This window comes from Anaerosphaera aminiphila DSM 21120 (assembly GCF_900129925.1).
GTDB lineage: Bacteria > Bacillota > Clostridia > Tissierellales > Peptoniphilaceae > Anaerosphaera > Anaerosphaera aminiphila.
This window is the reverse complement of record NZ_FQXI01000004.1, coordinates 1-19,496: the sequence shown is the minus strand read 5'-3', so window position 1 is coordinate 19,496 and position 19,496 is coordinate 1. Positions and strand designations below refer to the sequence as shown.

Annotated in this window: 18 protein-coding genes and 1 rRNA gene; 17 read left to right on the top strand and 2 right to left on the bottom strand. The window is 32.1% G+C overall.

What is annotated here, in order from left to right; genetic code table 11:
- Nucleotides 1-3: 3 nt before the first annotated feature.
- The gene (tkt, locus tag BUB47_RS03860; protein WP_073183951.1) at nt 4-1,953 is read left to right on the top strand and encodes a transketolase; all 1,950 of its coding nucleotides are present in this window, start codon (nt 4-6) and stop codon (nt 1,951-1,953) included.
- Nucleotides 1,954-2,051: 98 nt separating this feature from the next.
- Here tkt and BUB47_RS03855 read toward each other — a convergent pair whose 3' ends face one another.
- A complete protein-coding gene (locus BUB47_RS03855; RefSeq protein WP_073183950.1) occupies nt 2,052-3,116 on the bottom strand; it encodes a helix-turn-helix domain-containing protein in 1,065 nt (354 codons plus the stop codon).
- Between the two features lie 166 nt (nt 3,117-3,282).
- On the opposite strand from BUB47_RS03855, the gene BUB47_RS03850 reads away from it, so the two are divergent.
- The 9 genes from BUB47_RS03850 (at nt 3,283) to BUB47_RS03810 (ending at nt 11,390) form a co-directional block, all read left to right on the top strand.
- Nucleotides 3,283-4,620 carry a MazG nucleotide pyrophosphohydrolase domain-containing protein gene (locus BUB47_RS03850; RefSeq protein ID WP_073183948.1) on the top strand — a complete coding sequence of 446 codons (1,338 nt, stop codon included), beginning with the start codon at nt 3,283-3,285 and terminating at the stop codon, nt 4,618-4,620.
- A gap of 18 nt (nt 4,621-4,638) precedes the next feature.
- The gene (locus BUB47_RS03845) at nt 4,639-4,917 is read left to right on the top strand and encodes an HU family DNA-binding protein (protein ID WP_073183946.1); all 279 of its coding nucleotides are present in this window, start codon (nt 4,639-4,641) and stop codon (nt 4,915-4,917) included.
- 44 nt (nt 4,918-4,961) lie between these two features.
- Complete coding sequence (locus BUB47_RS03840) at nt 4,962-5,204, top strand: RNA-binding S4 domain-containing protein (protein WP_073183944.1); 243 nt, start codon at nt 4,962-4,964, stop codon at nt 5,202-5,204.
- A 75-nt stretch (nt 5,205-5,279) separates the two neighbouring features.
- The gene (locus tag BUB47_RS03835; protein ID WP_073183942.1) at nt 5,280-5,594 is read left to right on the top strand and encodes an FtsB family cell division protein; all 315 of its coding nucleotides are present in this window, start codon (nt 5,280-5,282) and stop codon (nt 5,592-5,594) included.
- Between the two features lie 18 nt (nt 5,595-5,612).
- Complete coding sequence (locus BUB47_RS03830) at nt 5,613-6,005, top strand: S1 RNA-binding domain-containing protein (protein WP_073183940.1); 393 nt, start codon at nt 5,613-5,615, stop codon at nt 6,003-6,005.
- Between the two features lie 63 nt (nt 6,006-6,068).
- Nucleotides 6,069-7,418 (top strand): tRNA lysidine(34) synthetase TilS, encoded by a 1,350-nt coding sequence (tilS, locus tag BUB47_RS03825; protein WP_073183939.1) that lies wholly within the window; start codon nt 6,069-6,071, stop codon nt 7,416-7,418.
- A complete protein-coding gene (gene hpt, locus BUB47_RS03820) occupies nt 7,405-7,932 on the top strand; it encodes a hypoxanthine phosphoribosyltransferase (protein ID WP_073183937.1) in 528 nt (175 codons plus the stop codon). The genes tilS and hpt overlap by 14 nt, the downstream gene beginning before the upstream one ends.
- 48 nt (nt 7,933-7,980) lie before the next feature.
- Nucleotides 7,981-9,888, top strand: a complete 1,908-nt coding sequence (gene ftsH / locus BUB47_RS03815) for an ATP-dependent zinc metalloprotease FtsH (protein ID WP_073183935.1) — start codon at nt 7,981-7,983, stop codon at nt 9,886-9,888.
- Between the two features lie 146 nt (nt 9,889-10,034).
- Nucleotides 10,035-11,390 (top strand): YjiH family protein, encoded by a 1,356-nt coding sequence (locus tag BUB47_RS03810; RefSeq protein WP_073183933.1) that lies wholly within the window; start codon nt 10,035-10,037, stop codon nt 11,388-11,390.
- A gap of 45 nt (nt 11,391-11,435) precedes the next feature.
- Here the strand turns inward: BUB47_RS03810 and BUB47_RS03805 are convergent, their stop codons facing one another.
- The gene (locus BUB47_RS03805) at nt 11,436-13,868 is read right to left on the bottom strand and encodes a transglycosylase domain-containing protein (protein WP_073183931.1); all 2,433 of its coding nucleotides are present in this window, start codon (nt 13,866-13,868) and stop codon (nt 11,436-11,438) included.
- 441 nt (nt 13,869-14,309) lie between these two features.
- Here BUB47_RS03805 and BUB47_RS03800 point away from each other — a divergent pair, with 441 nt between their 5' ends.
- From BUB47_RS03800 to BUB47_RS03775, 7 genes are all read left to right on the top strand, one after another.
- The gene (locus BUB47_RS03800; RefSeq protein ID WP_073183929.1) at nt 14,310-15,107 is read left to right on the top strand and encodes a type III pantothenate kinase; all 798 of its coding nucleotides are present in this window, start codon (nt 14,310-14,312) and stop codon (nt 15,105-15,107) included.
- Entirely contained in the window at nt 15,091-16,035 is a 945-nt protein-coding gene (dusB, locus tag BUB47_RS03795) for a tRNA dihydrouridine synthase DusB (RefSeq protein ID WP_073183927.1), read from the top strand. Before BUB47_RS03800 ends, dusB begins: the two co-directional genes overlap by 17 nt.
- A gap of 108 nt (nt 16,036-16,143) precedes the next feature.
- Nucleotides 16,144-16,617, top strand: a complete 474-nt coding sequence (gene greA, locus BUB47_RS03790) for a transcription elongation factor GreA (RefSeq protein WP_073183925.1) — start codon at nt 16,144-16,146, stop codon at nt 16,615-16,617.
- A gap of 9 nt (nt 16,618-16,626) precedes the next feature.
- Nucleotides 16,627-18,123 (top strand): lysine--tRNA ligase, encoded by a 1,497-nt coding sequence (lysS, locus tag BUB47_RS03785; RefSeq protein ID WP_073183923.1) that lies wholly within the window; start codon nt 16,627-16,629, stop codon nt 18,121-18,123.
- Between the two features lie 63 nt (nt 18,124-18,186).
- On the top strand, nt 18,187-18,825 hold the full coding sequence (trmB, locus tag BUB47_RS03780) for a tRNA (guanosine(46)-N7)-methyltransferase TrmB (RefSeq protein WP_073183921.1): 639 nt from the start codon (nt 18,187-18,189) through the stop codon (nt 18,823-18,825).
- A 193-nt stretch (nt 18,826-19,018) separates the two neighbouring features.
- Nucleotides 19,019-19,150, top strand: coding sequence for a hypothetical protein (locus BUB47_RS10170; protein WP_268761871.1), 132 nt, complete (start codon nt 19,019-19,021; stop codon nt 19,148-19,150).
- A gap of 162 nt (nt 19,151-19,312) precedes the next feature.
- Nucleotides 19,313-19,496 (top strand): 16S ribosomal RNA (locus tag BUB47_RS03775); the annotation flags it as partial.

The window sequence follows — 19,496 nt, the reverse complement described above, 5'->3', positions numbered from 1 at the left end:
ACTTTGAATATTGAAGAAAAATGTATAAATACTATTAGAATGCTTTCGGTGGATCAAGTACAAAGAGCTAATTCAGGACATCCGGGGCTTCCGCTAGGAGCAGCACCTGCGGCATATGTAGTTTGGAAAAATATGAATCACAATCCAAAGGATCCAAAGTGGATTAATAGAGATAGATTTGTGCTATCTGCAGGACATGGTTCCAGTATGTTGTACTCACTATTACACTTATTTGGATATGGTTTGGAAATTTCGGATTTAGAAAATTTTAGACAATTAAATTCAAAGACACCAGGTCATCCAGAGTATGGACACACTGCCGGAGTAGAAGCTACTACAGGACCACTGGGACAGGGTATTTCAGTTGCAGTGGGAATGGCAATGGCTGAAAGACACTTAGCTGCAATCTACAATAAAAACATTGAGATAATTAATCACCACACCTATGTAATTTGTGGAGATGGCGACTTAATGGAGGGAATATCCAATGAGTCATCTTCCCTTGCAGGAACTTTGGGACTAGGTAAGTTAATAGTGCTATATGATTCAAATAACATTACCATAGAGGGTTCCACTGACTTGGCATTTAGAGAAAATGTAATGCTTAGATATGCGGCATTAGGCTGGCAGGTATTGGAAGTTAAAGACGGAAATAGCATTAGAGAAATAACAGATGCTTTAAATGAGGCAAAGGCAGATGAAAAAAAGCCGACACTTATAAAGGTAGATACTAAAATTGGATATGGCTCACCAAGAGAAGGGCTTTCAAAAGCTCATGGAGAACCTCTGGGAGAAGAGGGTATTTTAGAAACTAGAAAGTTTTACGAATGGCCTGAAAAAGACTTTTATGTATCAGAAGATGTAAAGAGACACTTCGAAGAAATAAATAAAGACCTTTTATTTAAGTATGAAGAAAATAAGAGAGTTGAAAAGTTATATGAAAAAAATTATCCTGAAGAATATAAAAAATTAGTAAATTCTTTTAATAATAAATTTGACTTAGAATTTTTAGAAGATGAGGAATTTTATAAATTTGATAAAGATATGGCATCAAGAGCTTCCTCAGGTGAGGCACTAAATAGAATTGCTGAAAAATTTGACCTTATGTTTGGAGGAAGTGCAGACCTTGCACCTTCAAATAAATCACATATGAACAATTCCGGAAACTTTAGTGCAGAAACTCCAGAGGGAAGTAATATTAACTTTGGAATTAGAGAACATGCAATGACTGCAATAGTAAATGGCATTATGCTTCACGGCGGTTTAAAAAGTTATGGTTCAACATTTTTAGTGTTTGCAGATTATATGAAACCGGCTATAAGATTAAGTGCAATTCAACACTTGCCATCAATATTTATATTGACACATGACTCTATTGGAGTTGGTGAAGATGGACCTACACACCAACCTATAGAACAACTTGCCATGCTTAGATCTATTCCAAATAACATTGTATATAGGCCAGCAGACGCTTTAGAGGCTGCTGTAGGCTGGTCAGTGGCAATGAAATCTGATTCTACACCAGTTTGTCTAATACTTTCAAGACAGACTTTAAAGAACCTTGAGGGCTCTTCTATGGAAGCGCAAAAGGGTGCCTATGTAGTTAAGAGAGAAGAGGGAGATTTAGAAAAACTAATAATTGCAACTGGCTCAGAAGTCGGACTTGCTGTGGAAGCAGCTAAAGATGAAAAGGGCGTTAGAGTTATTAGTATGCCTTCAAGAGAACTATTTGAAGCTCAGTGCAAAGACTATAAAGAAAAAATTATACCTTTAAATTGCAAGAAGAGAATAGTTGTGGAAGCGGCTACTTCATTTGGTTGGGAAAAATATTCCGGTGATGAGGGGAAAATTTTATCTATAGATGAATTTGGAGCTTCAGGTCCAGGAAGCGAAGTATTTAAATACTTTGGAATAACTGTGGAGTCCATTAAAAAACTGTTAAATGAAATGTAAAAACAAATAGAAATGAAAAAAGTAGACATTTATAAAAATATGTCTACTTTTTTGGTTTTATATTAAAACTTTAATTACTACTTAGAAAATCCGGTATTTCACTCTAAGTTATATTTTTTCTTGTAATTTTCAATTAATTTTATAAATTCTCTGTCTTCTCTTAAAAAATTATATTCTTCTTCTGTTTCAAAGCCATTTACTATGGTGGGAACAAATTTCGAAATAAAATTTTCAGTGTCATTGTTTTTAGAATTTAAAAATTTATAAAATGGAGAATTTTCTGTATCCCAATTTTCTTCTAAAGATTTCAGCATACTTTTAATCAGCAATAGGGCAGCTTCTTTATTTTTTTCATGTATTTCTATTTCAAGATAAGGTGTGTAAGATATAAATTTCATTAAGTCAAACTCTGTATTTATATTTTTATATGAGTCTGCATATAATCTAGCGTCTTCAATTCTATTTTCTTTTAGAGCTATTTGAATCATAGTTAAAAGTACACTTTGAACATCGCTTACAGATTGTATTAATTCACTTGATAGTAATTTAGAGGCTTCACTAAAATTGTTTTTTTGAAAATATAATTTTGTTAAGTAAAAATTTTTATTTCTAGTATTTGGAATTGGAAGAGCATTAATTAGTTCTTCTGCTCTGTCGTAGTTTTCTTCCTGCATATACTTAGATATTACCATGGGAAGAGCTTCGCTTTTTATTGCAGAGTCTGTACTTTCAATTAACTTTTCATATATTAATTCTATTTTTTCTTTATAGTCAGTTTGATTTTCAACAACAAAAAGAGTGAGTGCTCCGTCTAAAGTTAAAGCTAAGTTTAAAATTAAAAGCTCACTGTTGGGATATTCTTTAATAATATCCATGGCATAATTAAAGGCAGTAGCATAGTTTTTCTTTTCTATAATTTCAAAGGTCTTATTTAAAATATTTGTAACTTCCTCCTTTGATAAGTCGTCTTTAAATGAGAGCAGTGTATTTAAGTCAGTATTTAAAAGTCTTGCAAGGGGTGGAAGAATTGTAATGTCGGGGTAAGTAACTCCACTTTCCCACTTGCTAACTACAGGGGTTGAAACTCCGAGAAAATTTGCAACTTGCTCTTGAGTATAGCCAAGTTCTAATCTCTTCATTTTTATAATTTCATTGATTTTCATATAATCACCCTTTCTAAGTAACTTTATTTTATCAAAGTAGTAAGAACCATACAATTGAATAGATATTAAATAATAGTTCATATAATTAACTGGGAGTTAAGCTTTTAATGTTGGAAGTTCTTTACTTTTCAGGTTAGTATAATTAAAATTGAGGAGAGGTGGTATTTTGATAAATATAGTTGGTCTTGGAGCGACAGACAAATACGGTCTAACTCTAGAGGCAGTTGAAATAATAGCTAATGGAAATAAAAACTTTGCAAGAACTAAAGAACACGAGGCAATGGAGTACTTTTCTGAAAAAGATATTGAGTACAGTACCTTTGACTACTTATATGAAACAAAGGCTTCTTTTGAAGAAGTCTATGATGAAATCGTTGATATTTTACTTAGAGAATCTAAAGATTGTGACATAAATTACTTTGTTCCGGGGAATCCCCTAATAGCCGAGAGAACTGTAGTGAAGCTCTTAGAAAGAACAGAGGACTACAATTTAATCATGGGAATGAGTTTTATAGAGCCAATGTTAAGAGCGGTAAAAAGAGACCCTTCAAGAGCTTTAATTCTACTAGATGGCGATGACTTTAACCCCTTATATATTAATGTTCACAGTGACGTCTTAATAACTCAAGTTTATAACAGGAGAATTGCAGTAGATTTAAAATTGTCACTTTCAGAGATATACTCCGATGAATACTATATATACCTTGTGACAGATGCGGGACTTAAAAGTGAAGATGTAAATTATATTCCAATTTTTGAATTAGATAGAGTTGACAATATAAACCATCAAACGGCAATTTATATACCCAGCTCAGAGGAAATAAAAAGTTTAAGTGATATAGTTACACTACTGGAAAAAAATGAGCTAGATATTAAGCACAGTGCCGGAAAAGATGAATTTGATAATTTCCTAAATAGTACTTTAAATATTTTAAATAAAATTATTGAAATAAATAGAGAGGGTTCTTACTATATTTATGAAATATTTGATGAAATGTACAAAAAAGTTGAGGAAAACAGGGATTTTCACAAATTAAGTGTGGAAAAAATAAATGACATAGGGTATAATTACAATAGTCTTGAAGAAATAAACAATAAAGAGTTTATCGACGAACTAATAGACAGTGATACAGAAGTTATTAAGAGAACAGTAGAGGTTATTGACAAAGTTACTTCTATTGGTTTTGTTTGGAATGACGTTGAAGGTGTTCTGGAAAAAGTAGCTGAAGAGTTAGACGAGTTAAAGTCAGCTTTAGAAGAAAAAAATCCAGTTGAAATATCTGAAGAAATGGGAGATTTAATTTTCACCTGCTTGAACTTGTGTAGATTTTTAAAATTAGATGTAAAAGATGTTTTAAATTCTACAGTAGATAAGTTTGTAAATAGATTTTCAATAATGAGTAAATTAGCATCGCAGCGAAATTTAAATTTAACAGCCTTAGATTTACCTAGTTTAGATAAATTATATAACGAGGCAAAGGAAATACTAAAGTCGATAAATTAATTATAAGGAGGAAATTAAATGAACAAATCAGAATTAGTAGCAAGCATAGCACAAAAGAGTGATTTAACTAAAAAAGACGCAGAAGTAGCACTTAATGGTTTTTTAGCATCAGTTGAAGAAGCATTAGCAAATGGTGAAAAAGTACAATTAGTAGGTTTTGGAACTTTCGAAGTAAGAGAAAGAAAAGCTAGAGAAGGTAGAAACCCTAGAAATCCACAAGAAGTTATTAAAATACCAGCATCAAAGGCTCCTGTATTTAGAGCAGGAAAAGCTCTTAAAGAAGCTGTTAATAAGTAAAAAATTGGGGAGCGGAGCTCCTCTTTTTAATTTAGGAGAATTAAGTGAGAGTAGATAAGTTTTTAAAAGTATCAAGAATTATTGTAAGGAGAACTGTAGCCAAGGAAGCCAGTGAAGCGGGCAGAGTAAAAATAAACTCTAAGGTTGTAAAACCCAGTGATGAAGTAAAAATTGGTGACATTTTAGAAATAGATTTTGGAAATAGGGCATTTAAGGCTAAAGTTTTAGAAGTAAGAGAAAACGTAAATAAGTCAGAAGCAACTTCTCTTTATGAAATATTGGAATAATTTTTTTACTTTATAAGAGATTGCTCTTGAAAAATAGTAGTTAAAATGCCATAATTAATTTGGAGGTTATTGATTATGAAACGAAAAAGAACCTTTCCTATACTTTTTTCAATAATTATATTTGCAGCGATGATTTATGGGGCTGTGGTAATAAGCAGGTCTATTTCGTTGAGAAGCCAAAAGGTATCTGAAATATCTGAAAATACTAGGGAAATAGAAACTTTAAAAAAGGATATTGAAGAACTGCAAGGTGAAATAGATAATTCTGAAACTCCAGAATTTATTGAAGAAGTGGCAAGAAAAGAGTTTGGCATGGTCAAACCGAGAGAAGTTATATATGTTGATAAGGATAAGAGTTCTGAAAAGGATAATCTTTTAGAATCGAATTAACGGGAGGAAGTTATTTTTATGGCATTAGCTGTAGGACAGATAGTTGATGGAGTAGTGACAAATATTTTAAAGTTTGGCGCTTTTGTTAATTTACCAGAGGGAAAAAGTGGATTAGTACATATTTCAGAAGTTTCTGATTCATATGTGGAAAATATTAATGACTTTTTAAAAAAAGGTCAGGAAGTTAAAGTAAAGGTATTGTCCATTGATGAAAAGGGAAAGATTGATCTTTCAATGAAACAAGCTCAAAAGAAGAGTACAAAACCTGCTGAATTTGAAAAGTCAAAACGAGATGATGATGCGTCTTTTGAAGATAAATTATCTAAGTTTTTAAAGGATTCAAATGAGAAATTTGAGCAAGCTAGGTCAAGAGAAAATTCAAAAATGGCCGGACAGAGAAGGAATAAATAGTAATTATAGGGTCATCTAGGATGACCTTTATTTTTTTGAAAAAATATATGTTGGGAAAAATATATGAATGTAGATAATAAGTTTTTAGATAATATAATACAATTTAATATGCTGGAAAAAAATGATAAAGTAATAGCTTGTGTATCAGGAGGAGCAGACTCGATATACCTGCTTCATAACTTATATGCCATAAAGGAGATGTTTAATCTCACAATTTTAGTTGCCCATGTGAATCATGGCATAAGGGATACGGCAAAAAGAGATGAAGACTTTGTATTAAAGACTTCAAAGGACTTGGGGCTAAAGGTAAAGACCATACAAGTAAATATGAATGAGTATGCCAAAGAGCATAAGTTGTCCAGTGAAGAGGCGGGAAGAAATTTAAGGTATGAATTTTTTAGAAAGCTCTCTAAAAAGCATGGTAAAATTTTTTTAGCACACAATGCAAATGATCAAGCAGAGACAGTTCTTCAGAGAATTATTAGAGGAACTGGAATTGAAGGGCTTAGCTCAATGAGCTTTGTTTCAGATGGGCTATACAGACCAATGTTAAATATTAGAAGATTTGAAATTATTAGCTATATTGAAGAAAATAAAATTAAATACGTTGAAGATGAGACAAATTACCAGACAATATATGCTAGAAATAAAATAAGATTAAATGTAATTCCCTATATAGAAGAACACTTTAACAGTGGATTTATTGATTCACTTTTAAGACTTTCTGAAATTTCAACAGAAAATTATCTATATGTTAAATCAAAAGTTGACGAGTATATAAAAAACAATTATAAAAACAGTGTTTTAAATGTAAAGGGACTTAAAAGTGAAAGAGATTATTTTACAAGTGAAGTAGTAAGACAATTTTTAAGGTTGGAATTGGGAAATATTGATGGACTTTCAAAGCAGAACATCTTAGACACTGTTGAAATTATAAAAAACAGTACATCATCAAGAGTTACATTGCCTAAAAATACAAGTATTGAAATTTCCTATGACAGTTTATTTATAAAGAGCGAAGATGAAGATGTTGAATTTGGTCCAATTGAATTAAGTGAGGGCTTAAATGATACAGAGCTAGGCAATATAAGGATAAAAAGTAACAGCTCTTATAGAGTAAGCGACAACATGATATCAATAGACCAAGAGAAGATAAAGGGGAAGTTGTATATTAGAAACAAGAGAAGTGGCGATAAATTTATGCCCTTTGGAATGAAAAACAACAAAAAGTTAAAAGATTATTTTATAGATGAGAAAATTGACAGAACCAAGAGGAATTTTGTTCCCATAATTTGTGACGATGAAAATATTATATGGGTTTCACCTTATAGATTAAGTGAAATGTATAGCGTAGATAGGAATACTAGAAAAATAATGAATATAATTTTGGAGGAAATAGATGAAAGAAATTGAAGAAATTCTCTATTCAGAAGAAGTAGTTATGCAAAAGTGTAGAGAATTAGGTGAGCGAATTACAGCAGACTATGAAGGAGAACTTTTAGTAGTAGGTATTTTAAAAGGAGCTGTACCCTTTATGGCAGAACTTATAAAGAGAATAGACTTGCCTATAATAATTGATTTTATGGACGTTTCAAGTTACGAGGGAACAACTACTTCAGGAGAAGTTAGAATTTTAAAAGACTTAGAGTTTAGAGTTGAAGGACGAGATGTATTAATAGTTGAAGACATTATAGACACAGGCCTTACACTTTCTTATTTAACAGAAGTACTAAAAAAACGAGGGGCTAAGTCAATAGAAATTTGTTCTCTACTCACAAAGCCAAAGAGAAGAAAAGTTTTTGTGGACACAAAGTACGTTGGATTTGAAGTAGATGATAAGTTTGTAGTGGGATATGGCATGGACTACAATGAAAAATATAGAAACTTACCTTTTGTGGGAATACTTTCTGAAGAAGTTTATAAATAAAAAATAATTAAGATGTGTTATAATAATATAATTAAGGAGTGATGCTATTTGAATAGGAAGACTGGTGGAGTAACTTTTTACCTGCTGTTAATAATGCTTGTATTAATAGGTATAAAAGTGTTTAATCCACCTGCTGAGAGTATACCGGAACAGTCAATGACGGGATTTGTTGAAGAAATAAATGAAGATAATATTAAATCTGTTAATTTTAATGGTGACAATGCAATTTATGAGACAAAGAATAATAAGTCCTATACAGCTGTAGTGCCAGAGTCTGGTCAAATGGATTTTTACAATAGTTATTTAAAAGATAAGGTAGATAGCAAGGAAATAAAAGTAACATATACTGCCTATGTAGAAACTCCATTTTATATAACTTGGATACCAAATATTATTTTAATTGGACTACTTGTATTTGTTTGGTTTAAATTTATGCAACAAAGTCAAGGTGGTGGTTCTAAGATGAACAACTTTGGCAAGAGCAAAGCTAAAATGGTAGACCATGAAGATGGTAAAAAAGTTACATTTGAAGATGTGGCAGGTTTAGTTGAAGAAAAAGAAGAACTTGGAGAAATTGTGGATTTTTTAAAAAGTCCTAAAAAATTCGTAGAAATGGGAGCAAGAATTCCAAAAGGAGTTTTAATGGTAGGGCCACCTGGAACTGGAAAGACATACCTTTCAAAGGCAGTTGCAGGAGAAGCTAAAGTTCCGTTTTTTACTATGAGTGGTTCAGATTTTGTGGAGATGTTTGTTGGTGTAGGTGCAAGTAGAGTAAGAGATTTATTTGAAAATGCCAAAAAAAATGCACCGTGTATAATATTTATAGATGAAATTGATGCTGTAGGTAGAAAAAGAGGAGCAGGTTTAGGTGGAGGACACGATGAAAGAGAGCAGACACTAAACCAATTGCTAGTAGAAATGGATGGATTTGGCTCAAATGAAGGCGTTATAGTAATGGCGGCTACAAATAGAGCAGATATATTAGACCCGGCTCTTTTAAGACCTGGTAGATTTGATAGAACAGTTTACATTGGACTTCCAGATGTTAGAGGAAGAGAAGATATATTAAAAGTTCACTCCAGAAATAAAAAACTGGCTGAGAATATTGACTTTAAAGTTATTGCAAAGAGAACTCCAGGTTTTACTCCGGCAGACTTAGAAAACCTAATGAATGAGTCAGCACTATTGGCAGCTAGAAGGGATGAAGATAAAATTTATATGGAAGATGTAAATGAAGCTTCAATAAAAGTTCAAGCTGGACCTGAGAAAAAATCTAAAATAGTTACAGAAAAAGAGAGAAAGCTCACAGCAATTCACGAGGCAGGTCATGCAGTAGTATCCAGATGTATTCCAAATTCAGATCCAGTTCACATGATTACAATAATTCCAAGGGGAATGGCCGGCGGATTTACAGCATATTTACCAGATGAAGATAACAGCTTTATAACGAAAAGGCAAATGGAGGGCAAATTAGTTTCTCTATTAGGTGGACGTGTAGCTGAAGAATTGGCACTAGATGATATATCTACAGGAGCTTCAAACGACATTGAAAGAGCTACGCAAATAGCAAGGTCAATGGTAACTGAATATGGTATGAGTGACAAACTTGGAACTATAAACTTTGGCTCAGAAGAAAATGAAATATTTGTTGGAAGAGATTTGGGAAAAGGCAAAGGCTATTCAGAAAAGACAGCAGCAGATATAGATGAAGAAATTGAAAGATTTATTAGTAAAGCCTATGAAAAAGCCAGAAAACTCCTTTCAGAAAATATGGATAAGTTAATAAGAGTTTCTGATGCACTTTTAGAAAAAGAGACAATAAGTGGAGAAGAGTTTGAAAAAATTTTTGAAGGTGAAGAAATTGAAAAGACAGAATATGATATAGACGAAAAAATAGAAGAATCTGACCTTTCAGAAGAAGCTAAAGAGATAATAAAAAAAACTGAAGAAGATTAAAGTATAGGGAGATGAAATTTATCTCCCTATTTTTTGGTTTAATAAGCATTTAAAAGTAATTATAAATTTACAATAAAAGAAATATACGTTAAAATTAATATAGTAAAGCATAATATTATAAGTGAACTTATACAAGGAGGAATTTTGTGGACGGGCAAAAGAAAAAGTTTAGCACTACACAGATATTGAAATTTATAGTCCCATCTATTTTAGGGATAATGTTTTTAATGTTTCCCTTTAGTTATGAAGGAGAAACGACAATTGCAGTTGCACTGTTAGCTGGAAAGTTAGTTGATGCACTAATGGATTACATACCAACTATGGTTTTAATACTAATAACAATTACAGGGGTTTTGACTTTAGTTTATAAGATTTGGGAACCTGATGTTTTAAAGAATAATTCATTTTTAAAAAGTATTTGTCATGCTTCAAATTTTTGGATAGCAATTAGACTAATGGGTTTAGTATTTGTATATATGGTCTATTTTAATATTGGGCCTGAATTTGTAAGGTCTGAAGATACTGGAGCTTTAATTTTATTTGACTTAATATGTACTCTATTTACTATGTTTTTATTTGCGGGGTTTTTCTTGCCGCTGTTAACAGACTTTGGACTATTGGAATTCGTAGGAGCTATGCTTACAAGAGTTATGAGACCTCTTTTCGGGCTTCCGGGAAGAAGTTCTATTGATTGTATTGCATCATGGGTTGGAGACGGAACAATAGGTGTTGCGCTTACTAATAAGCAATATATACAAGGGTATTACACAACTAAAGAGGCAGCAGTTATTGCCACCACTTTTTCAGCAGTATCCATTACATTTTGTCTTGTAGTACTATCTCAAGTGGACTTGGTGTATTTATTTGCACCTTATTATTTAACTATTTTAGTTGCCGGTATTGTTGCTGCACTTATTCTTCCAAGAATACCACCTCTTTCTAAGAAAAAAGATACATACTACAAAGGTGTAAAGAAAGATTTAGGTGAAGATATTCCGGAAGGTTACACTTCTAGAACTTGGGGTTTAGAACTTGCAGTAAAAAAGGCTGAAGAAAATTTTGACCTTAGAAATTTTATAAATAATGGGGTAAAAACCGTTTTAGATATGTGGCTTGGAGTTCTTCCATCAATTATGGCTTTTGGAACTTTGGGACTTATAATAGCAGAATATACACCTATATTTGAAATTTTAGGTAAGCCCTTTATTCCGATTTATCAATTTTTTAACATTGAGTACGCAGTGGAAGCTTCGAAAACAGTTATGGTTGGATTTGCAGATATGTTTATTCCATCTGTAATAGGAGCAACTATTCCCAGTGCGATGACTAGATTTATAGTTGCTACACTTTCAGTGACGCAACTGGTATATTTATCGGAGGCAGGCTCTGTAATTCTAGGATCTAAAATTGACATTGGATTTTTAGATTTATTTATTATATACATTGAAAGGACATTAGTTACACTGCCTATAATAATAGCAGCTGCTTATTTAATATTTTAAAAATTAAAAAAACTCTTCTCAAGTTTAAACTTGAGAAGAGTTTTTTTAATTTATATTACCCGTTCTATAGTCGGAATTATTTGACTTTGAAGACTTTGTAGATGTTTTAGGCTTTTCATTGTTGTTGTTTTTTGAATCGCTTTTTTTATCTTTATCAGAGTCATCACTGTCTTTTTTAGTTGATTTAGTTGTAGTGGATTCACTACCCCAGTATAGTTTATTTGTAAAGTGTGGCTCTGTACCTTCCACGAAGTAGTCCGATCGTCCGGATCCCTTTATATATTTCTTAACAACATTTTCAGGTTGTTCAAATTCTTTATTTTCAAGGTCTTCATGAATTGGTTGCATAAATTCTCTCCAAAGTTTTGCGGCAACAGAAGAAGGAAAACGCAAGTTTTGATTTTGTTCTTTCTGGTCTTTTCCTATAAATACACTACATACATAGTATGGAGTGTATCCCACAAACCAAACTTCTTTTTGTTGATTCGTAGTTCCGGTCTTACCTGCAATACTCATTTTAGAAAAGTTTGCACTGGTTCCTGTACTTGACTTAACTACATCCTCTAGGGCAGTAGTTAGGATAAAGGCATTTTCTTTTGACATTGCCTTTTTACCTTCATCTTTTTTCTCGTAAATAGTATCTCCTGAAGGAGCGACTATTTTATTTACAAATGTAGGCTTTTCATAAATCCCCTCATTGGCAAGTGGTGTATATGCTCCTGCCATTTCCAGTGGTGAAATTCCATTTGTCATACCTCCAAGTGCAAGTGCACTGAAGTTTGCATCATTTTCTCTATCTAGAGTAGTTACTCCAATGTTTTCTAAATTGTCCATAATCATTTGTGCTGCCTTTGGTTCGTCAACAGCCTTAGAAAAAGTGTTTTTTGTATTGGCAGCAGCATCTCTATCTGAGCCAATATCTCTTGCAACTTGTATAGTACCAACATTTGAAGAGTACTTAATTAAGTTTCTAATAGTAGTCCATCCTCTGTAAGAACCAACATTTTTAGGGTTCCATTTTTTATATGCTGGAGATATAGAGCCTATAGGTGCATCTTTATATACGTCTCCAATAGTTGCTCCGTCTTCAAAGGCTGTCATATATACGGAGATAGGTTTAATACTGGAACCGGGTTGTCTTGGTTCGTCAGCTCTATTTAAGTTGGCACTTCCTGATATTCCTCTACCACCAATGAGTCCTTTTACTTCTCCTGTGTGAGGGTCCATAATAACTGAGGCCACTTGTGGCTGAGGAATTCCCTCATCATTGATATAGTTTCCGGGAAATAAACTTGCATTAGAAACAGTTTCATCCATGTGTTTTTGAATTTCAACATTCATAGAAGAGTAAATTTTAAATCCTCCTGAATAGAGTTTGTTATTGGCATCTTCTTCTGAATAGCCCAAGTCCTTTAATATGGATTTGGTTTCTTCTTTTACTTCATCTACGAAAAATGAAGAAATTCCCTTTTCGTTCCTAGCTCCAAGATTTATAACGATAGGTGTGTTAAGAGCCTCGTCATATTGTTCTTGAGTTATATATTTTTGTTTTAACATCAACTGCAATATAAGAGTTTGGCGTTCTTTTGAAGTTGGATTAAAGACTGCTTTTACAGGCGTAACTTGGTTTTTTTGAATTTGAGATAAGTCAAAGGAATCTATTTTACCAAGTTCATGCAAACTGTTTGCAATATTTAAAACTTCTTCTGAATTTACAAATTCACTGCTAACAGGTGTTAAAATTAACTGTATATTTTCCAAATCATCTTCTGGTAATATAACTTCTGTATTATATGGAGAATATTTTTCAGGTCTATTGGTAATTCCTGCAACAAGTGCACATTCTGCTAAATTTAAGTCAGATACATCTTTGTTAAAAAAAGTTTTAGCTGCAGCTTGAACTCCAACAGTTCCCTTAGAGAAACCTGCCGAGTTTAAATAGGCCTCTAAAATTTGGTCTTTAGTTAGTTCGCTTTCCAATGCATAGGCATAGTATACGTCTGTTAACTTTCTCTCTAAACTCTTTTGAGATCCGGTGTATAGGTTTTTTGCAAGTTGCATTGTAAGTGTTGAAGCACCTTGTTGAAGACTTCCTGTCTTTATATCGTGAACTAGAGCTCCTGCGACTCTCTTAAAGTCAACGGCGTTGTGGCTATAAAATCTTTCATCTTCAATAGCTATTACAGCATGTTGTAAATCCTTTGGGATTTTTGAAAGCTCCACATATTCGGAAAATTCATTTAATACAAGGGTTTCAACTAATTGTTCATCATCAGAATATACTTTTGATGTTTCATTAATTTGACTACGGTAGTTTTCTGGGTCGATTTTTGGAGCATCTTGAAGTACTGCTAGTACATATGTCGCCGCAAATGTCCCCATTAATACAATAATCATTAAAATTATAATTAAAAGTATTTTAACAAAACTAGAAAAATGAAAAAAACTTTTTTTCCTACGTTTATGCGTTTTATTCATGAGTTAACCTCCTTAATCTTATTTATTATACCAGATTTTTCAAAGAAATATTATATTTTAATCATCTATTAATAAAAACTTTGAAATTGTAAAATGGCAATATTTAAAGTTTAACTAAATTAATTGTGAATTGAGTTTACTATAGTTTGGGTATATATTTCAAGGAAAATAAAAATTAAGTTTATTTAGAAAAATAAAGGGTAGAGTACTAACTAACATATAGTAGTATTAATGGGTTTAGAAACAAATTTTTAATACAGAAGACCTAAAAGTAAAGAGCTTAAAATTAAATAATAGTAGAAAATATGAAAATAGAAGATTTTTTATAGTAAGTATTATTGAAAAAAGTCTATATAAAACATATAATGGGACATGAATTTATAATTAGAGAAAATAGAGTAAAAAAGATTTGTATAAATAAAAAAACTCGAGGGAGAAAAAATGCTATTAGTTATTGATGTAGGAAATACCACCATAGTTTTTGGTGTTTACCAAAATGATGAATTAGTTCACGATTTTAGAATATCAACCGTAAAGACAAGAACTTCTGACGAATATGGGATGTTATTTTACAATACGCTTTCACATGCCAACATAAGTCCCAATGACATAGAAAATGTAATAATATCTTCAGTAGTTCCAAACTTAATGCACACAATACCTAGTATGGTAATAAAGTACTTTAATATTAGGCCTGTTGTAGTGGATCAGAGTTTGAAATTTGGATTAAATATAAAATATGACAATCCAAATGAAGTTGGAGCAGATAGAATAGTAAATTCAGTAGGTGCCGTTAATAAATATGGAGGACCTTGTATTATTGTAGATATTGGAACTGCAATGACATTTTGCGTTGTGGACCACGAGAACAATTATTTAGGTGGCTTGATATTACCTGGTATTGGAATTTCTGCTGAGGCACTGTTTATGAGGACTTCAAAGCTGCCAAAAATAGAGATAGTAAAGGCAAATAAGGTAATAGCTACAAATACTATTAATGCAATGCAAGCTGGGCTATACTATGGTTTTACATCTATGATTGATGGCATTATAGAAAAGATAGTAGATGAAATAGGAATTACTGTAGATGACATCAATTTAATTTCCACAGGCGGTTTTGCAAATTTACTGACTACAGATTCAAAATATGAATTTGTAATAGATAAGTTTTTAACTCTACACGGGTTAAAGATAATATATGATATGAACAAGGAAGATTTAATTGGAAGAAAAATTTAATGGGGCGGTACTGTCGCCCCTTGCAGGTTATACAGATATGGCCTATAGGGAAATATGTACACAGTATAATTCACATATGACTGTTACTGAAATGATTAGTGCAAAGGCTCTTTACTATGGAGATAAAAAGACGTCACAACTTCTTAAAATATCTCCAAGAGAAAAAAATGTAGCAGTTCAAATATTTGGAGATGATCCCGATATTATTGGATATGTAATTAAAAGTGAATTAAATAAGCTGGACTTTAAGGTAGTAGATATAAATATGGGATGCCCTGCTCCTAAAATTGTTAAAAACAACAATGGGTCGGCTCTTCTGGATCAACCGGAACTATGTTACGAAATAATGAAGCAGGCAGTTAGAAATTCTACAAAGCCAGTATCTATAAAAATCCGAAAGGGAATAAGAGGAGTTTCATCAATGGAGGTTGCAAAGCTTGCTGAAAAAGCGGGTATTAGTTTTGTTACAGTTCATGGAAGAACTAGAGAAGAGTACTATCGCGGAAGTGCAGACTGGAAATATATTAAGTCAGTGAAAGATGAACTTAAAATTCCCGTAATAGGCAATGGAGACATTTCAAACTATGAAGATGCCTTGGGAAAAATGGACTACTCAGGAGTAGATGGTATTAGTATAGGAAGAGGAGCCATTGGAAATCCCTTTATATTTGATGAAATCTATAAGAAATTTAACAACTTAGACTATGCGGAACCAACAAATAAAAAAAGAGTTGAAATGGCGCTTAAGCATTTAAAGTTAGAATGTGAATACAAGGGTGAAAAGCATGGCATTGTAGAGATGAGAAAACATTTTGTGGGTTATTTAAAGTCAATGAAAGGATCTAAGGATTTAAGGGATAAACTAAACAAATTGTCAAACCTTCCTGAAATAGAAGAGCTTTTAACTGGTTATATGGCTCAAATATAGGAATATACTTGACAATAATATATTATTTAACTATAATGATTTAGACTTTAGGTGTAGCTGAAAAGGTGTAGTACACCTTATTTTTTATATACAAGGGAGAGAAAAATAGTGGAAAAAGATATTTTTTTTACTGCTGAAGGTTTAGAAAAAATAGAATCAGAAATAGAATTTTTAAGAACTGTAAGAAGAAAAGAAGTTTCTGAAAGAATAAAAATAGCTTTGGGCTATGGAGATTTATCAGAAAACTCTGAATATGATGAAGCTAAAAATGAACAAGCTCAAGTTGAAGAAAAAATTGCAAAACTTGAGATGATGGTTAGAAATGCAAAAGTAATAGATGAAAAAGATATTACTACAGAAAAAGTAAATATAGGATGTAGGGTAAAGGTCAAAGATTTATCTGACAGTGAAGAAAATGAATTTTTAATTGTTGGGTCAGCAGAAGCAGATCCTTTAGATGGTAAAATTTCTAATGAAAGCCCTGTAGGTTCAAAATTAATAGGCTTAAAAATAGGAGAAGTTGCAGAAGTTGAAGCTCCTGTTGGAATAGTTAAGTATGAGGTACTTGGAATATCTTTATAGGAGGCAGATATGCAAAAAGCTGATGAGAAAAGACTAAATGAAATGCTTTTGCTTAGAAGGCAAAAATTAAAAGAGTTAAAAGAAGAAGGTAGAAATCCCTACGAAATATCTAAATATGACGTTACAGAATATTCTACTCAAATAAAAGACAACTTTGAAGAATTTGAAGGAAAGAAGGTTTCAGTGGCGGGACGTGTAATGAGTAAGAGACGTCATGGAAAAATTGCTTTTTTTGATATTCAAGACAATGAGGGAAGAATTCAAATCTTTGCTAGAAAAGATATTCTTCTTGAAAACTATGAAGAAGTTAAGGGATTTGATATAGGAGATATTGTAGGAGTTAAGGGAGAAGTATTTAAAACTGAAGCTGGAGAAATTTCAGTTAGAGCTGAAAATACTATACTGCTTTCTAAATCACTTCAAATTCTACCAGAAAAATTTCATGGTCTTAAAGATCCGGACTTAAGATATAGACAGAGATATGTTGACTTAATTGTAAATCCTGAAATAAAAGAAGTATTTATAAAGAGGACTAAAGTTTTAAAGTCAATTAGAAATTATCTTGATGAAAGAGGATTTTTAGAAGTTGAAACTCCTATCTTGGGCACTGTTGCCGGAGGAGCAAATGCAAGACCTTTTATAACTCATCACAACACTTTAGATTTAGACATGCAACTTAGAATAGCAAATGAACTGTATTTAAAACGCCTTGTAGTTGGAGGATTGGATAAAGTTTATGAAATGGGAAAGATGTTTAGAAATGAAGGAATGGATACAAGACACAATCCAGAATTTACAAATATTGAAATATACCAAGCCTATGTAGACTATGAAGAGATGATGAGAATAACTGAAGGGCTTTTTGAAAATGCAGCTCTTATTTTATATGGAACTACAAAAATTAACTACCAAGGAATAGAAATAGACTTAAAAGCTCCTTGGAAGAGAATTACAATGATAGATTCTATTAAGGAAATAACAGGTATAGATTTTAATGAAATTAACACAGATGAAGAAGCGATTGAAATAGCTAAGGCAAAGGGACTTGAAGTAGATAAAAATTGGACTAGAGGAAGAATTATAGCTGAAGTATTTGAAGAATTCTGCGAAAGCTCACTAGTGCAACCAACATTTGTATTAAAGCATCCGGTAGAAGTGTCTCCACTTGCAAAGAGAAGTGTTGAAGACCCAAGACTTACAGATAGATTTGAAGCATTTATTAACACTTGGGAATTTGCAAATGCCTTTTCAGAGCTAAATGATCCAATAGATCAAAAAGAGAGATTTGAAGCGCAAGTAAGAGAAAAAGAAGCTGGAGATGACGAAGCTCATCCAATGGACAGTGACTTTGTAAATGCTCTTGAAGTGGGGCTACCTCCAACAGGTGGTTTGGGAATAGGCGTTGACAGAATGATCATGCTGTTAACAGATCAACCAAGTATTAGGGATGTAGTATTTTTCCCAACAATGAAGCCAATAGGATCTGAAAAAGTAGAAGAAGATTAAAATTATTAAAGATATAAATTAAAAGGGTTGCTTAGCAGCCCTTTTTGAAGTTAGGTGATAATATTGAGACTTAGAAAAAAACACTGGGCAGTACCGGAAATGAAAGAAAATCCCTATGTATATTTTGAAGGTGAAGAATATAGAGGGAATTGGCAAGAAGTATTTCAAAATACAAATGGGATTCACATGGAAATTGGAGCAGGGAAGGGTCATTTTATTTCTGAACTTGCAAGGAGAAATAAGGATATTAACTATGTAATAATAGAACAAGATACAAATGCCTTTGTATACGCCTGTAGAAAGATACAAGAAGAAGAGCTGGAAAATGTTAGAGCACTTCCAATAAATGCAGAAAAAATTTCTCAATACTTTGATGAAGATGAGGCGAATAGAATATATATTAACTTTTGTAATCCTTGGCCTAAGAATAGACATAAAAAGAGAAGATTAACTCACCCTAGACAATTAGTGCAATATAAAAATATACTTGCAAATAATTCTGAGATATATTTAAAAACTGATGACAGAAGTTTTTTTGAGGAATCACTAGAGTATTTTAAAGAAAATTCTTTTCTTATTGAAAAATATGATTTTGATATGAAGTTAGAAGAATATCCTGAAAATATAGTTACAGAATATGAAGCTAAATGGAGAAATAAAAACATTCCAATATGCTATGGAGTTTTTAGAAATATAAAGTAAATAAGTGAAGTGGCTATTAGCTACTATTTATAAAAAACCTAAAATAAATCTATGATTTTTTGCAAATGATGTATAAAAATGCAAAAAGTTATAGATTTATTTTTTAAAGATAAGGTTTGTTTCCATAATTTTAAATGAAATTAAGATATTCAAAAGTCATGAATTTTACGCCATTTTATTAGCAGAAAAATAAATGAATAAAAAAATTAAAAAAGGTATTGACAAAAGAGTTGAAAATGAATATACTTATAAAGCTGTCAAAGAGACGGCAAAACTTTTTAAAGAGAAGTTTAAAAGAAATAAAAAAACTTTAAATAAAAAGTAAAAAAGATGTTGACATTAAAGAGTAGACATAATATAATAAATAAGCTGTTTTAAAGCAGCGAACAACCTTGATAATTAAATAGTGTAAGAGAAAGAATAAGCAAACAAGCAAAAATGCTTAGCGGAAATAAAGTCAGTGAGAATTGACTGAGCAAATCAAATTTTAATTGAGAGTTTGATCCTGGCTCAGGACGAACGCTGGCGGCGCGCCTAACACATGCAAGTCGAGCGATGAAAATTCGACAGATTCCTTCGGGATGAAGATGAATTGGATTAGCGGCGGACGGGTGAGTAACACGTGAGTAACCTACCTTTGACATGGGGATAGCCTCGGGAAACTGGGATTA

Coding starts and splice junctions, on each gene's coding strand:
- BUB47_RS03800 (WP_073183929.1), top strand. CDS start 14,310: ATGCTATTAGTTATTGATGTAGGAAATACCACCATAGTTTTTGGTGTT.
- BUB47_RS03830 (WP_073183940.1), top strand. CDS start 5,613: ATGGCATTAGCTGTAGGACAGATAGTTGATGGAGTAGTGACAAATATT.
- BUB47_RS03855 (WP_073183950.1), bottom strand. CDS start 3,116: ATGAAAATCAATGAAATTATAAAAATGAAGAGATTAGAACTTGGCTAT.
- BUB47_RS03805 (WP_073183931.1), bottom strand. CDS start 13,868: ATGAATAAAACGCATAAACGTAGGAAAAAAAGTTTTTTTCATTTTTCT.
- BUB47_RS03835 (WP_073183942.1), top strand. CDS start 5,280: ATGAAACGAAAAAGAACCTTTCCTATACTTTTTTCAATAATTATATTT.
- tilS (WP_073183939.1), top strand. CDS start 6,069: ATGAATGTAGATAATAAGTTTTTAGATAATATAATACAATTTAATATG.
- BUB47_RS03845 (WP_073183946.1), top strand. CDS start 4,639: ATGAACAAATCAGAATTAGTAGCAAGCATAGCACAAAAGAGTGATTTA.
- BUB47_RS10170 (WP_268761871.1), top strand. CDS start 19,019: ATGAATAAAAAAATTAAAAAAGGTATTGACAAAAGAGTTGAAAATGAA.
- lysS (WP_073183923.1), top strand. CDS start 16,627: ATGCAAAAAGCTGATGAGAAAAGACTAAATGAAATGCTTTTGCTTAGA.
- hpt (WP_073183937.1), top strand. CDS start 7,405: ATGAAAGAAATTGAAGAAATTCTCTATTCAGAAGAAGTAGTTATGCAA.